General features: G+C 64.4%; 11 protein-coding genes and 1 tRNA gene. 4 read left to right on the top strand and 8 right to left on the bottom strand.

Translation table 11 applies throughout. The annotated features are described in order from the left end of the window. Nucleotides 1–321: 321 nt before the first annotated feature. The gene (locus tag VFB18_RS13345; protein WP_324976181.1) at nt 322–1050 is read left to right on the top strand and encodes a class I SAM-dependent methyltransferase; all 729 of its coding nucleotides are present in this window, start codon (nt 322–324) and stop codon (nt 1048–1050) included. 9 nt (nt 1051–1059) lie between these two features. On the opposite strand, the gene VFB18_RS13340 is transcribed toward VFB18_RS13345, so the two are convergent. Next, entirely contained in the window at nt 1060–2643 is a 1584-nt protein-coding gene (locus VFB18_RS13340) for a cisplatin damage response ATP-dependent DNA ligase (protein WP_324976178.1), read from the bottom strand. Beyond that, complete coding sequence (locus VFB18_RS13335) at nt 2640–3653, bottom strand: ligase-associated DNA damage response exonuclease (RefSeq protein WP_324976176.1); 1014 nt, start codon at nt 3651–3653, stop codon at nt 2640–2642. Before VFB18_RS13335 ends, VFB18_RS13340 begins: the two co-directional genes overlap by 4 nt. A gap of 150 nt (nt 3654–3803) precedes the next feature. On the opposite strand from VFB18_RS13335, the gene bcsS reads away from it, so the two are divergent. Then, nucleotides 3804–4580 carry a cellulose biosynthesis protein BcsS gene (gene bcsS, locus VFB18_RS13330; protein ID WP_324976173.1) on the top strand — a complete coding sequence of 259 codons (777 nt, stop codon included), beginning with the start codon at nt 3804–3806 and terminating at the stop codon, nt 4578–4580. Between the two features lie 359 nt (nt 4581–4939). Here the strand turns inward: bcsS and VFB18_RS13325 are convergent, their stop codons facing one another. The 6 genes from VFB18_RS13325 to VFB18_RS13300 form a co-directional block, all read right to left on the bottom strand. After that, nucleotides 4940–6163, bottom strand: a complete 1224-nt coding sequence (locus VFB18_RS13325) for an ABC transporter substrate-binding protein (protein WP_324976169.1) — start codon at nt 6161–6163, stop codon at nt 4940–4942. Between the two features lie 30 nt (nt 6164–6193). Next, complete coding sequence (locus VFB18_RS13320) at nt 6194–7996, bottom strand: AsmA family protein (protein ID WP_324976166.1); 1803 nt, start codon at nt 7994–7996, stop codon at nt 6194–6196. A gap of 124 nt (nt 7997–8120) precedes the next feature. Then, the gene (locus VFB18_RS13315) at nt 8121–9857 is read right to left on the bottom strand and encodes an iron ABC transporter permease (RefSeq protein WP_324976163.1); all 1737 of its coding nucleotides are present in this window, start codon (nt 9855–9857) and stop codon (nt 8121–8123) included. 25 nt (nt 9858–9882) lie between these two features. After that, nucleotides 9883–10416 (bottom strand): hypothetical protein, encoded by a 534-nt coding sequence (locus VFB18_RS13310; protein WP_324976160.1) that lies wholly within the window; start codon nt 10414–10416, stop codon nt 9883–9885. Between the two features lie 11 nt (nt 10417–10427). Continuing rightward, a complete protein-coding gene (locus VFB18_RS13305; protein WP_324976157.1) occupies nt 10428–11477 on the bottom strand; it encodes a Fe(3+) ABC transporter substrate-binding protein in 1050 nt (349 codons plus the stop codon). Nucleotides 11478–11781: 304 nt separating this feature from the next. Continuing rightward, nucleotides 11782–12993, bottom strand: a complete 1212-nt coding sequence (locus tag VFB18_RS13300; protein WP_324976154.1) for a HAMP domain-containing sensor histidine kinase — start codon at nt 12991–12993, stop codon at nt 11782–11784. Nucleotides 12994–13343: 350 nt separating this feature from the next. Here VFB18_RS13300 and VFB18_RS13295 point away from each other — a divergent pair, with 350 nt between their 5' ends. Both VFB18_RS13295 and VFB18_RS13290 read left to right on the top strand, forming a co-directional pair. Then, nucleotides 13344–13835 (top strand): phasin, encoded by a 492-nt coding sequence (locus VFB18_RS13295; RefSeq protein ID WP_324976151.1) that lies wholly within the window; start codon nt 13344–13346, stop codon nt 13833–13835. 164 nt (nt 13836–13999) lie between these two features. Beyond that, nucleotides 14000–14076, top strand: a tRNA-His gene (locus VFB18_RS13290). The last annotated feature ends 323 nt before the right edge of the window (nt 14077–14399 follow it).

The following is a 14399-nucleotide window of genomic DNA, read 5'->3' as shown; positions in this document are numbered from 1 at the left end:
TTGGCGTTTCCCTTTGGTTCTTCGCTCGGACGGGGCCGGGCGGCGCTCTTTTCTGCGGCCTTCTGCATGGCGAGCAGCCACGTCATGTATGGCCACCAGGCAGCCCACCACAGGTTGCGAGCGATCAAGAATAGCATGAGCGAAATCTCTGCGGCAGCGGCCCCTTGAGGCCCTCTCTGTCACATATGGCTGAAAAGGAGGCTTGGCGCGAGCCTTGCCGCAAAACGTCCTTTCCAAGTCGCCCGCACGGGGCTCGCCGCAGGGGCGCCATGAACCTTTGCCAAACCCGGTGCGATTGACGCGTCATCGCAGGGCCAGGCAGTGAACATCGTTATCAGGCACTTCCAACCCAGGGAGGCTGCCGACGACGCGGCTCTCGAACAGTTTCAGAAACAGTGGGCGACCTACCAGAAGCTCGTCGACAGCGATGCGCTGTCGCACAGGGAAGTCGGAGCCATCCTTCACGATGCGCTGGTGAGCATCACCACGCCCTTCGCCTTTCTCGACATCGCCTGCGGCGACGCGGGCCAAATGAGGCGGGCGCTCTTAGGCACCAAGATCAGGCACTATCACGGCGTCGATCTGTCCGAGCCGGCGCTCGAGCTTGCCGCCAAGAACCTGGCAGGCGTCCCCTTCGCCGTCGAGCTCGATCAGCGCGATTTCGTCGACGCACTCGAGCGGCGCCCGGAGCCCGCCGATGCCGCGTGGTGCGGCCTTTCGCTCCATCATCTCGCGACCGATGGGAAAGGCGAGCTGTTCAAGGCGGTCCACGGCTCAACCAGCAAGATGTTGATGATCTACGAGCCGACGCTTGGCCCGGGCGAGGACCGCGAGGCTTATCTTGACCGCTTTCGCCGCGTGAACCGCCCGGCCTGGCCGTTTCTCACCGACGAGGAGTGGCGGCAGATCGATCACCACTGCACCACCTGCGACTTTCCGGAGAGCGAGGCGACGTGGCTGCGCCTCGGGCGTGAGGCGGGCTTCTCGGTCGCGAGCGTTGCGTTCAGGAACCCGACCGGCTTCTACACCCTCTTCCGCTACGGCCATTGAGTCAGACGGTCACTCGACGATCATCGCCTGCAGCGTCTCGAGGCGGTCGGCCTCCTCGGCCGGCTTGTCCCAGCGGATGCGGTTGATGCGCGGGAAGCGCATGGCGACGCCCGACTTGTGCCGCGTCGAGCGATGCACCGAATCGAAGGCGACTTCGAACACGAGCTTGGGCTCGACCTGGCGCACCGGGCCGAAGCTGTCCACCGTGTGGTTGCGCACGAAGGCGTCGAGTTCTTTCAGCTCCTCGTCGGTGAAGCCGAAATAGGACTTGCCGACCGGCACGAGCTCGGGCTCTCCGTTTGCGCCGGCGCGCCAGGCGCCGAACGTGTAGTCGGAATAATAGGACGAGCGCTTGCCGCTGCCCCGTTGCGCGTACATGAGGACCGCATCGAAGGTCAAAGGTGCGCGCTTCCACTTGTACCAATGGCCCTTGGGCCGCCCGGCGATATAGGGGCTGTCGCGCCGCTTCAGCATCAGCCCTTCGATTCCCGTCTCGCGGGCCCCGGCCCATAGCGCCTCCAGTTCGGCGATCGATTCGAAGGCAATGATGGGCGAGACATCGGTGCGGGGAGGAGACTTTGCCTTGTGCCATGTCTCGAGCCGCATCCGCCTTGCGATGAAGGGCAGGACGCGTAGATCTTCGTCACCCTCGAACAGCATGTCGTAAAGGCGGATATGGGCGGGATGCGATTTCAGCATGGCCTCCGTCACGGTCTTGCGGTTCAGCCGCTGCTGGAGATCGTTGAACGGCGCGACCGAATTCCCGCGCACGACGAGCAGCTCGCCGTCGAGCACCACGCCCTCCGGCAGCCCTGCGACCACGTCGGGAAAAGCGCCCGAGATGTCGTCGCCTGTGCGCGAGAAGAGCCGTCTCTCGCCGCCCTGATGCGCCGCCTGCACCCTGATGCCGTCCCATTTCCATTCGGCCACGAACTCTTGCGGGACGATGGTCCCGAGTTCCTTGTCCTCGATCTGATGCGACAGCATCAGCGGCCTGAACACCGGGGTAGCGCCACCCTCTGGGCGCGGCCCTTCGCCGGAGAGCCAGGCGAACAGGGGCAGAAAAGGCGGCTTCAGCCCGTGCCACACTTCCTCGATCTCGGAGAGGGGCACGCCCGACCACTCGGCGAGCGCCGTCTTGGCGAGCCGCGCCGAAACGCCGACGCGGAGCGCGCCGGTCAAAAGCTTGAGGAGCGCCCAGCGTCCCGTGGCGTCGAGCCGGTCGAGCCAGCCCGCCAGCAGTGACGGCACCTCCATGGCGAGCGCCGACTGCACCGTCTCGACGACGGTCGCGAGGCGAGGGGGCTCGCCGCGAGCGTCCTTCGCCGGCCAGATGAGCGCGATGGTCTCAGCCGTGTCGCCGACATAGTCGCGTGAGAGATCGAACAGGACAGGGTCGACGCGCGCCACGAGCAGGTCCGAGAGGATGCGGCGGAGCGGTAGCCTGAAGAAGAGCCCGTCGGTCAGCGCGGCGAGCGCATAGCCGCGGTCGGGATCGGGCGCGGCCGCGAAATAATCGGCGAGCAGCTTGAGCTTGTCGTTGCGCGACGGCGTGTAGGACAGCCGGTCGAGAAGCGTGGCGAAGTCTTTCACTGGTCCTCGTCCTCGCGGCCGACGAGCGCGAGTGCGCGGCCCCGTCGCCCTGTCGTCTCGATGTGATGCAGGAGCGCATCCTCGCGCCCATGCGTGACCCACACTTCGCCAGCGCCCGTCTCTGCGATGGTCCTCGTCAGCTCGTTCCAGTCGGCATGGTCCGAGATCACGAGCGGAAGCTCGATGCCCTGCTGGCGGGCTCTCGCGCGCACCCGCATCCACCCCGAAGCGAAGGCCGTCAGCGGATCGGGGAGCCGCCGCGACCAGCGGTCGGCCAGCGCGCTCGGTGGGGCGAGCACAATTTCACCTCTCATCTCCCCGCGCTCCGCCTCCGTCGCGGATTTGAGCGGGCCAAGGGGCACGCCGAATGACACGTAAAGCGCGCAGCACGCGGCGAGAGCGCCGTGCAGATAAATCGGCCGCTCGTAGCCCGCCTGGCGGATAAGTGCGATCAGGCGCTGGCACTTGCCGAGCCCATAGACGCCGACGACATGCGCCCGTTCGGGAAACTGGCGCACGGACGTGAGCAGCTTCGCCACCTCTTGGCCGGCATCGCCATGCTGGAACACCGGCAAGGCGAAGGTCGCTTCGGTGACGAAAAGATCGCACGGCACGAGTTCGTATGGCGCGCAAGTCGGGTCCGCGCTCCGCTTGTAGTCGCCGGAGATCACGGCGCGGGCACCCTTCCATTCGATCACCACTTGTGCGCTGCCAAGCACGTGGCCGGCCGGCACCAGCCTCACCGCGACGTCGCCGATCGCGATCGTCTCGCCATAGGCCAAGGCCTGGGTGCCGTGTCTTGCCGCCTGCCCAAGCCTCTGCTCCATGATGGCAAGCGTTTCGCGCGTGGCCAGCACATGCTGATGTCCCGGCCGCGCATGGTCCGAGTGGCCATGGGTCACGATGGCGCGTTCCGCCCCGCCGTTGGGGTCGATGTGGAAGCGGCCCGGCCGGCAGTAGAGGCCCTTGGCGTCGACGGTGAGCCACGAGTCGAATCGGTCAGGTCGCATTTCTTCGCGCATGTGTTGAACAAATCACGTTTTGCCCGTCAATCTGCTACCTACAATTGACAGATAGCTGCGTGCACAACACGCAGTTGCCTAACCTCACGTAGGTCCCATGCAGGAAATAAAGCATAGTTCCAACCGGTGCGGCGGCAGATGTCCGCCATGTGGGGGCGTTGCGACGGCGTGGGCGGAGCCTGGCTCCGTAATGGCTCGGCAGGGGGGCTTTGCCTCCTGGCCTCGAGCCTCTTCGCGCCGCCGTCTCTCGCGCAGTCCGATCAGCCGACGGCCGAACTTTTCACCGGCATCGAGGCAAGCGACAATTATGTGAGCGTCTATGTGGGCGGCGGCACGGCCCTGGGCAAGGGACTTTACGAGCCGGGCTTCCGGCTACGCGCGGTCGGAAGCTATGGCCCCTACCACTACGACGGCACGCTTTTGGTGGACGGCGTCTACATGCCGATCACGTTCGACGGCCAGGACGCCTTCATCGCGGCGCTCGCTGGCTACCAATTCCGCACGGGGAATCTCATCGCCAAGCTGTTCGCCGGCATCGAGGCCGAGGACCAGCACATCTCGCCGCACGATCCCAATAACTCGGTGCAAGGAAGCGAGGTTGGACTACGGCTCGCGTTAGAGACCTGGACTGATCTGTCGCCCCGGCTGTTCGTGTCAGCCGACGCCTCCTACGGGACGGCGTTCCAGGAATACTGCGCGCTCGCGCGGATAGGCTTCCGCGTGAGGCCGCGTCTTGCGCTCGGTCTCGAAGGGGGTGCGCTCGGTAACGAGGAATACAACGCCGGCAAAGGCGGCGGCTTCCTCCGTCTCGATGTGCGCGACATCGAGTTCACCCTCTCCGGCGGGTTCACCGGCAACTACCTTGAGGATATGCCGAGCGGCTATGTCTCGCTCGGAGTCTACCGTGCGTTCTGATCTCGGGAACGCCGCGCGTCTCACAAAAAAGGCCAATTGCACTGCCGGCCCCGCTCCGGCAGTGCTTGGCCTATCTGCGCAACCGCTCGCCTTCTAGCTCCGACTCGGGATTCCCCTCATCGCTCGGGGCGGCATCGCGCTCTGGATCGTGCATCCTGTGTAGGAGCGATGTCTTCGGAACTGGACCCGAAGAACCCCCTCCAAGAATTAGCATGACACGAAGACGACAGCCGATCAAATAGGAGTTCGGTCTTACCCGCACTTTCTTTTCGACCGCGGCGTGGCAGGAAAATCGCGCCCCATCGCGCCGCGCAAGAGTCGATCTTAGAGGCTGCTTGGCCTCGGGCGATGCGGAGAAATCACGGCGCTGCCGTTTCCGTCGGCGCCTTCGACTCCTCCTGCTTCGGCTCAGGCTCGTGCGGCTTGCCGTCGCCCGGTCCGCGCCACTCCTGGAAGCGCTTGGTGAGCTCTTCGCCGTGCGCGCTCCACCACGCATCGTCGAATTTGAGCGCCTTCTTGAAATTGTCGGGCGACGTCGGCAGAAACTCCTTCATCTCCACATTGATGACCGGGTGCTTGCCGACGAGTTGCAGCGCCGACTTCCGCATCGGCCCGTAGGCAATGAGCTCGGCCTGGGCTGCGAGCCGCGCCGGGTCGGATGCGAACGCGATGAAGCGTTTGGCTCCGTCCTTGTTCCTGGCGGCCTTAGGGATGGCCCAAAGATCGAGATCGTAGACCTGTCCGTCCCAGATCACGCCGAATCGCTTGCTGTCGCCGACTGCGGCACGGAAAATGCGGCCGCTATAGCCCGCCGCCATCGCGGCCTTCTTTTCCAGCAGCCAGCTGATCGGCTCCTGGGCAGAATCCCACCAGTAGGTGTCGTTCTTGATCTTGTCGAGCGCCTTGAAGGCGCGGTCGGCGCCCTCGGGCGTGGCAAGCGTGGTGTAGACGTTGGCGGGATCGACGCCGTCGGCGAGAAGCGCAAGCTCGAGCGTATAGCGCGGACCGTTCGGCAGCGCGCGCTTGCCGGGGAAGCGCTTCAAATCGAGCAGATCGGAAATCTGACTCGGTTGCGCCTTGGAGAAGGCCTGGCGGTCGAAGGCGATCGCCGTGGACCAGGCGACGCTCGCCACGCCGCAGGACGAAATCCCGCCGGCGAAGAAATCTTGCTCGGCGCTTTCCCCGGACGGCGCCGCGCCGAGGCTCGATGCTTCGATCGTCTCGAGCAGGCCGTCGCTGCACAGCGCGCCGAGCGCCGAGGACGACACGTCCACCACATCGACCGGCGAGGCGTCGCCGCCGATCATCGCCTTGATCTTGGCAAGCGAGCCGTCATAGATCTGGGTGGCGACGCTCGTTCCCGTTTCTTTGGCGAACGGCTCGAAATAGGCGATCTCCTGCGACTGCTCGTAAGCTCCGCCCCAAGTAGCGACACTGAGCGTGCTGCCGGTGTTCTCGGCATGCGCGCCGGCGCCGCCGACACTCGATAGCAGCGCCAACGCCGCCGCAAGCCGCAACGCCCGCGACGCGCCGCCGCTCCTGCGCGTCCACAGCGATTGTCCGTTCTCTTGCCTCGGCACCATGCTCATCCTAATCGAAAACGCTTGCGCCAATCAGTGCTGAGAGAGGGCCGCATCCGGAGCAGCTCGCGGCGCACCTTCGCCGAGCGTGAGCCGATCTGCCCGTCTGATCAGTGGCTGCGACAAAGGCCCGCGAATCGACACGCGCGGCGTGGGGCCCGCGGTGACTTGCGAAGCCTTCATCGGGACAACGCGGTTTGCGACCGACAAATTGAAATCCAGGGTCTGCTGTCCGAGATCGATATCGCCGGAGCCGGAAACCAGTCCGCGCGGTGTCTGCATATTCAACATTTGGCACGAAATATGGCCAGCAACGAGGCGGCAATCGGCATCAAGCGTATCAAAGGCGGTTAGATTGTCGCGGCTCCATCCTTCTCCGTCGAGGGGCGAGGGCGTGGTCAAAATGCGCGCAAAATCGACAGGTACGGCCCCGGTTTGCGAATTGATCGTGAGGTTGCCCGAAAGGCCGTTGACCAAGGTTTCCAAGGTCGTGCCGTCGGTGGAAAGCTCGGTCTTGAGCGTTGCGACCCCGCTCAGCGGGATGCTCAGGTCGAACGGTCTGAGGCAGGTCTCGACGGTCACGCCGGAGAGGCTGGCGAAAAGCCTGAGCTTCACGTCCGGCTGCGACAGGTCGAGGCTCAATCGCCCAGAGGCCGAGCCGTCGCAAAGCGCGATCTCGCCGATCTCGCCTGCGACTTGACCCTGCTTGGCGCTGATCGTGAAGCCTCCCCGCCCGATGCTCGTTCCCGAGGCCACGATCTCTCCGGCGGAGATGCGCAAATCGGCGTCGAGATATTTCAGCAGCGCCCAACCGAACAAGTCCGGCGTCCCCGCCTGGTCCCCGTTGCCCTGGAGGTAAGGATCGAGCACGAGCCGGTCGAAAGCGAGCGTGCCTTCGATGCGGGGAACGGCCCCCGCCGTGATCGCGAGCAGGCCGTCGGCTTCGTTGCCGTCGAGCGCGAAGGAGCCGTCGTCGAAGGTCAGCGTGTTGCCGTTCCAATGCACCCCGCCTTTGGCGGAGATGGCTTGCAGGCTCGTGCCCGCGGGCACCGCAACACCCGCCCATCTCAGGAAACGCCGCCCGTCGCCGATACTGGCCGTCATGTCGCCGTCAAGCTCAATTCCATCGCCGAGCGCCGCCGTGCCTGTCAGCATGGCCGTGAATTGGGCCGAGGTGAAGTTTGCCGAGACCGGCATGCTGGCGCCCTCCGGCGTATCGGACGGCTCGCCGGTGTCGATCGCAAAGTGGATGCCCTCGCCGCGAAAGTCGAAGGAGCCGAAACTCGACATCGTGCCTCGGCCGGAGCTCGCGTCGAAGCGCGCGTCGAAATCGGTGATGGTTGCGCCGCCATAGGCGGCCGGCAGATGAATCTCAGCGTCGCGGAGGCGGAGCACGTTGATGGGAGAGCCCGCTAGCAGATTGGCGACGCGTTCCTGCGGCGTATGATATGCCGGCTTGAGCGGAGGCGGCGGTTCTCTCAGCGTTATCTCCGCCTTGGTCAATCTGATCGTATCGAAGCGGATTCGCCCGAGCAGTAGATCAGGGAGATTGAGGGTGATCTTGGCGTCGCGCGCCTTGATCGATTTGACGAGCGGGAGCCGAGCGGCGTCGGTCAGCTCGAACGGACCTTTGATCGTGATGGAGGGGAAATAGTGGACCCTGATCGGGCCGTTCAGCTTGACCTCGCCCCCCGTCCAGGCCGCGAGCGCCGAGGTGACTCGATCGTGAATCTGCGAAGAAGAGCCGACCTTCCGCGGCAGGAGTGCGATGCCGGCGAGAAGGAACGCAATGAGGCCGAGGAGAAGCCATTTCCAAGGCGCTTGGCGAGGCTTCATGCCGACCTTATCCACCCTCTGGCGCTGCTCCGATTAAGGCAGCGCTAACCCGACCGTCACGATTGGGAACTTCTAGCCTGATTGACCCCGTAAAGCGAGCCTAAGCACGCATTTTCTTGGGTTATCAAGAGATACGCAACGCCATTTCGCCGGGTGCTTCTGACGCAGGCAAGGAGCTGGCCGAAATGGGTCTCCGGCCGCCGGCGATGATTCCGTGCAGAAGAAGCACGGGCGCGAGGCTCACCACGACGATGGTCAGCGCCGAAAGTCCGGCTTCCTCGTAGCGGTAGAGCGAGACGAGCGTAAACACCTGGGTCGACAGCGTGTCGAAGTTGAACGGGCGCAGCAGGAGCGTCGCCGGCAGCTCTTTCATCGAGTCGACGAACACGAGCAGGGCCGCCGCGCCGAGCGCCGGCCTGAGCAGGGGAAGGTGCACGCGAAAGAGCGTCTTGCTCACCGTGGCGCCAAGGGTGCGCGCCGCCGCATCGATATTGCGCGAGATCTTGCTTAGTCCCGCCTCGACCGCTCCCAGCGAGGCGGCAAGAAAACGGATGGTGTAAGCGAGCACGAGGGCAAACGCCGTGCCCGATAGCAAAAGTCCCGTCGACACGCCGAACGTAGAGCGCATCGCACCGTCGATCGCATTGTCCAGTCCGGCAAGGGGAATGAGGAGGCCGATGGCGAGCACGGTCCCTGGCACCGCGTAGGAGATGGCGGGGACGACGCTCGCCGCCTGGATCAGCTCCGAGCGCGTCTGCCTCCGCGCATAGGCGAGCACCACGGCGAACGAGACGGCGAGCGCCGCCGCCGCCGCCGCGAGCATCAAGCTGTTGGCTGCGGCCTCCCAGAACTCCGGCGCAAGCCCGGCCTGCACATGGGCATAGGCGTCGCCGAGAAGCACGATCCCCGGCACCACGAAACCGAACGCTACGGGAAGCGCGCACGCCGCGAAAGCGAGAGCGCCGCGCCAGCGGGCGAGTTCGTCCTCGGGCAGATCCCGGCAGCGTCCCGTCGTGTGATGGAAGCGCCGCTTTGCGCGCAAGAGCCGCTCCCCGATCAGCAGTGCCGCGACGAAGACCAGCATCACGCAGGCGAGCTGCGCGGCGCCGGCGAGGCTGTTGCGATCGAGCCAGGTGTCGTACACCGCGACGGTGAGCGTCCGCACGCCGAAAAACTCCACCGCGCCGATGTCGTTCAACGTCTCCATCAGCGCGAGCGCCACACCGGCGGCGAGCGCCGGCCGCGCGAGCGGCAAGGCCACCTGCCAGAAGGTCTCGGCCGCGCTTCGCCCGAGCGTGCGGCTCACCTCGAGAACGCACACCGACTGGGCGATGAAGCTCGCGCGCGCCGTGATGTACACATAGGGATAGAGCACGGCGCTCATCACGAGGATGGCGCCGCCCAAGCTCCTGATGTCGGGAAACCAGTAGTCCTTGGCGCTGTGCCAGCCGAACGACGCGCGCAAGAACGCCTGTAGACTGCCCGAGTAGTCGAGCATCTCCAGATAGGTATAGGCGATGATGTAGGTCGGCATGGCGAGTGGGAGCAGGAGCAGCCACTGCAATAGGCGCCGGCCCGGAAAGCGGTACATGGTGACGAGCCACGCCGTGCCCGTGCCGATGACGAGAGTAAGCGCGCCGACGCCGGCCATCAGTCCGAGCGTGCGCTGCAGGGCGCTCGGCAGCACATTGGCGATCAGATGCGGCCAAGTGTCTCCGCTCGGGCGCAGCGCGATTACGGCTATGGCGATCACGGGCGCGAGCGCGATCAGAGAAAGGATGAGGGCAGCGATCGACCAGCCGAGATTGCCGCTCTCGACGAGGCGCCTCAGCCGCCGGCGAAGCGGCGCGCGTTGACGCAACTTGCTCGCGCCTCGTCCGCCTTCGCTAGCGGCGCGCAGTCGGACCGTCCCCGCCACCTTTGCGTTTCTCGATCATGAGCGCCGCGACCGCCTCCTGCGACAGACGTTGGTCGGCCTCCTCGAGCACGTCGGCAAAAGCGTTGGCGGCAGAGATCACCGGCTCGACCAGATCGGAGCCGGTGAGCGCGAATGCGCAGGCGCGCATGGCGGGGCAGCGATGGTGCTGCGATGCGGCGATCAGCGAAATCGCCATGCACTCGTCGGCGCAAAAGCCCGGGCAAGAGAACGGCGAATACTCGATCTTGCGCGAGGCCGAGCTGCGCACGGCTCTCACCCAGCAGGCAAGCTCGGTGACGGCGCGCTTGGCGCGCTCGGGCCCGAGCGCGCGCGAATATTCGTTCCAGCCGTGCTCCCAGCAGGAGATGTCGCCCGTGTCGTAGCCCGCGAGCCAACAGCGGAAGCCGACGCCGACCAGCCACTCGGCCCCGCTCCTAACGCGAAGCGAGCCCGTTGGCATCCGGACCGCGTCCTTGTTGTCGATCTTGTTGTAGAAGCTCATCCGTCAGGTCCTCACGAGCTCGGGCCTTCGTCGAAGCCGACCTTGTCGACGAGTTCGCTCGCCTTCTTGCGCAAGGCGGCAATCTCGTTGAGCGAGATCGGGTCCGGCTTGAACTCTCCCCACGACTTGACCAGCGGCGACCAGGGGATGCCGTCCTTTACCGGATATTCGTTGTTCACCTCGGCATACATCTCCTGGCCTTTGTCGGAGGCCAAGAATTCCAGCAGCTTGACTGCGTTGTCCTTGTGCGGGGCGTATTTCGCCACCACCGCGCCCGAGATGTTCACATGCGTGCCGCGGTCGAGCGTGTTGGGAAAGATGATCTTCACCGAATTCGCCCACTCCTTCTGCTCGGGCTCCTTATCGTTCTTGAGCATGGCTCCCATGTAGTAGGTGTTGCCGATGGCGATGTCGCACTCGCCCGAGTAGACGCCCTTGACTTGGAGCCGGTCGTCGCCGGCGGGCTTGCGCGCGAGATTGGCCTTCACGGCCTTGAGCCATTGTTCGGTCCACTCCTCGCCGTGCGCCGCGATCAACGAGGCGATCAGCGCCACGTTGTACACGTGCTGGCCCGAGCGGATGCAGATCTTGCCGCGCCATTTCGGATCGGCGAGGTCCTCGTAGGTGATCGTGCCGAGCTTGACCCGCTCCTTCGAGGCGTAGACCACGCGGGCGCGCCGCGTGAGCCCGAACCACTCGTCGTCCGACGCGCGATAGGCGGAGGGGATCGCCGCATCGAGCGTCTCTGAATGGATCGGCTGGGCAATGCCGGCCTCGGTGGCCTGCGTGAGATTGCCGACATCGACGGTGAGCAGCACATCGGCGGGGCTATTGCGGCCCTCGGCCTGGATGCGCTCGATCAGCCCTTTCTCGGCGAAGATCACGTTGACCTTGATTCCGGTCTCCTCCGTGAATGCCTTGAACAGCGGATTGATCAGGTAGGGCTGGCGGTAGGAATAGACGTTGACCTCGGCCGGTTCTTCGGCCGCGGCGATCTTCGCCTGAAGTGCAGGGAATAAGAAAAGCGCGAGCGCAAGAGCGCAGGCGGAACGCAGTCGCATATTTTCCTCCAATGGCCGGGGGTCAAGGCCCCGGTATCGGACTTAGAACCGCGCTCGAAGGCTGGGATGGCAACGGGCGCTCTTTTGAGTAAGGCGCGGGGTTGGGGAGTGTCAACAAGAATATCCTAATTGAACTGACTTTAGAAGATTTCTAAGCTTGTAGAACATGACCATACGCTAAGTATATATAAGTATAGATTGGGTTTAGCTTGGCAATGGTTGCCGGAAATTTTGCAAACGTCATCGAATTGTGAGGTGTCTCGCAAGTGCAGGAGAGATGAGGAGAACGCGGCTGCCAGCCCGCTCACTCGGCGAGGTCTGAGGTGAACAGCCGCTCGGGCGGGAAGATGACATCGGCCGATGTTCCAATGCCGGGCTCGCTTGCCAGGACGAGCCGCGCGCGGTTCGCATCGACAAGCGCTTTGGTGACCGGGAGCCCGAGGCCCGTGCCCGCCTGCTTGCGCGGCGCCGTGTCGAGCTGATGGAAGGGCTGCATGGCGAAGGCGATCTCGTCCTTGGTCATGCCGACGCCGTTGTCGCGCACGCGCAAGCGCAGCTCGCCGTCGACCATCGTGCCGGACACGATCACCTGGCCGCCTTCCTTGGTGAACTTGATGGCGTTAGTGAGGAGGTTGAGCAGGATCTGCTTCAGCCGCCGCGGATCGGCCACCACCGACGGCAGCTTCTCGGCGAGCGAAGTTCTGAGCACGATGCGCGACCGCTTGGCCAGCGGCTGGAGGCTATTGACGCAATCCTCGACCAGCTCGGGCACGTCGACCGCGGTGAAATCGAGCTCGAACTTGCCCGCCTCGATCTTGGAGATGTCGAGCAGGTCGTTGAGCAGCGAGAGCGCGTAGAGCCCGCTCTGGTGGATGTCCTCGACGTAGCCCTTGTAACGGGCGTTGCCGATCGGGCCGAAGCGCTCCTGCAGCATCAGCTCGGTGAAACCGAGGATCGAATTGAGCGGCGTGCGCACCTCGTGGCTCACTTTGGCGAGGAAGTCGAGTCGGCCTGAAGCGGCATTGGCGTTGTGCTCGGCTTCTGTGGGGGCAGCCTCCTCGTCGAGCGCCCTCTGATCGATGAGGCGGATGAGTGTAAGATCCGGTTCGCAGTCGAGCGCGGTCGATGTGAACGCGACCTTGAGCCTGCGCCGCGAGCGGGTGAGTGCGTCGACGAGTTCGCTCCGACCGTTTCCGTTCGCGCGCATCGATGCTGCCGCCTCGCGCGTGAGAATCGCTGCAAGCCCACCGGCCTCGATTAGCTCCGCCGGCGAGCGGTAGCCGAAGGCGAAGGCGAAGGCCGAATTGGCGTGGATGAGCCGGCCTTGCGAGAGAATCGCAAGCGCCGCGGGCATCGCCTCGAGCAGAAGCTTGAGTCCCCGAGGGTCGAGTGCTGGCGCCGTCTCCTCGGCGGGCGGCTCTGCGCCGTCCGGGGCGCTCGGCAGAGGAAGCACCCGCCCTTCGAGCGCGCGGGCGATATGCTCGAGCGCCTCGCGGTCTCCATCGAGCTGTTCCATCCGCCGTTGCAATCTGAGATCGGCCATCGCGGGGCCACTCTTGAAACCGGTAACCTCGTCCACACACGCGCTTGGCGCGGAGCCAACTCTTTCCGGGGCGCCTTCCTTTTGGGGCGCTCGCTCGACTCAGCCACTAAATTTAGGCGAATTCGGTTTTTTGAATAGGGTTAATGCGAAAACTTCGCCGACACGACTAAAAAAGTACTGACAACGATGCGATCCCTCTTGCCTTATCGCAGCGCAGCATTTATATTGCAGTGCACAAGACAAAGACTGCGGGGGCCCATGCCTTCCGTCGTGGGCCGAACCCGGTGCCCAGGCGAAACGAGTCCAAGCAGAGGTAACCCACCATGACCGATATCTACAGCCCCCAGGCCGCCGCCGAGCAGGCGCGCGATGCCTTCACCAAGGCCGCCAAGGAGTTCGAAGCATTGAAGCTCGATCCAGCCGTTCCTGAGAGCATCCGCGCTCTCGCCGAGAAGACCGTCACTCAGACCCGCGAGGCTTATGAGCGCGGCAAGGAGCAGTTGGAAGAGGCCATCGATGCGCTTGAGCGGTCATTCGACGCCGCGGGGCAGGGCGCGACCGCCTTCAATCGCAAGCTCATCGACCTTGCTCAGCGTAATCTCAACTCGGGCTTCGACCTCGCCAAGAAGCTCGCCGGTGCCAAGACCCTCGGCGAGATCGTCGAGCTCCAGTCGGCCTTCATCAGGAGCCAGTTCGACGTGTTCGCCGCTCAGGCGAGCGAGATCAGGGCTCTGACCCAGAAGATCGCGGCCGACACCGCCGAGCCGATCAAGCATCAGGTGAGCAAGACCTTCGAGTCGGTGCGCAAGTCCTAGAGCGAGTTTCTTCCCTGAGTGAAGTGCCAGTCGACGAGGCCCGGGCCGTTCGCCCGGGTCTTGTTGTGTTGAGCTGTGGGCAGAAACGCCCCGCCAAATCGCGTTTCCCGCGCTTGCAACGGCCTCGTGCTCCGCTTAGGTTCCCGCCGAGGCATGAGGGATATGCCGCCGTAGCTCAGCTGGTTAGAGCGCTTGACTGTGGATCAAGAGGTCGGTGATTCGAATTCACCCGGCGGTACCATTCTTCCAGGATCCCGGCTTCCAGAAATCGGCAAGGACATGGGTAGCGGTGCCTGGCGCCAGCGCGCTTTAGGCGCGGCCGGCGACGATCTCGCCGGGCGCGCGAAGGCGCGATTGAGACCAGCAAAAAAGACCCCGACCCGAAAACGGGCCGGGGTTTTTGGCATTTGCCGGAGAAAAATCTAAGGGCGTTACCGATCGACTAACCGAGCTTCAACGGCTGGGTTGCCACGGCCTTCTCATGGTGGCCGAAGCAGCCACCGAGCCCGATTGTTGCAGTGATGATGATGGCGCAAGCTAGAAAGAGGCGCATGGATTGATCCC

Origin of the sequence: Methyloceanibacter sp., from assembly GCF_035650995.1 — a bacterium.
Lineage (GTDB): Bacteria > Pseudomonadota > Alphaproteobacteria > Rhizobiales > Methyloligellaceae > Methyloceanibacter.
The sequence above is the reverse complement of the archived record's forward strand: the minus strand, read 5'-3'. Positions and strand labels throughout refer to the sequence as shown.

Excerpts from the sequence above, each read along its gene's own strand:
- VFB18_RS13300 (WP_324976154.1), bottom strand. The coding sequence starts at position 12,993 with ATGGAACAGCTCGATGGAGACCGCGAGGCGCTCGAGCATATCGCCCGC.
- VFB18_RS13305 (WP_324976157.1), bottom strand. The coding sequence starts at position 11,477 with ATGCGACTGCGTTCCGCCTGCGCTCTTGCGCTCGCGCTTTTCTTATTC.
- VFB18_RS13325 (WP_324976169.1), bottom strand. The coding sequence starts at position 6,163 with ATGGTGCCGAGGCAAGAGAACGGACAATCGCTGTGGACGCGCAGGAGC.
- VFB18_RS13310 (WP_324976160.1), bottom strand. The coding sequence starts at position 10,416 with ATGAGCTTCTACAACAAGATCGACAACAAGGACGCGGTCCGGATGCCA.
- VFB18_RS13320 (WP_324976166.1), bottom strand. The coding sequence starts at position 7,996 with ATGAAGCCTCGCCAAGCGCCTTGGAAATGGCTTCTCCTCGGCCTCATT.
- bcsS (WP_324976173.1), top strand. The coding sequence starts at position 3,804 with ATGTCCGCCATGTGGGGGCGTTGCGACGGCGTGGGCGGAGCCTGGCTC.
- VFB18_RS13335 (WP_324976176.1), bottom strand. The coding sequence starts at position 3,653 with ATGCGACCTGACCGATTCGACTCGTGGCTCACCGTCGACGCCAAGGGC.
- VFB18_RS13295 (WP_324976151.1), top strand. The coding sequence starts at position 13,344 with ATGACCGATATCTACAGCCCCCAGGCCGCCGCCGAGCAGGCGCGCGAT.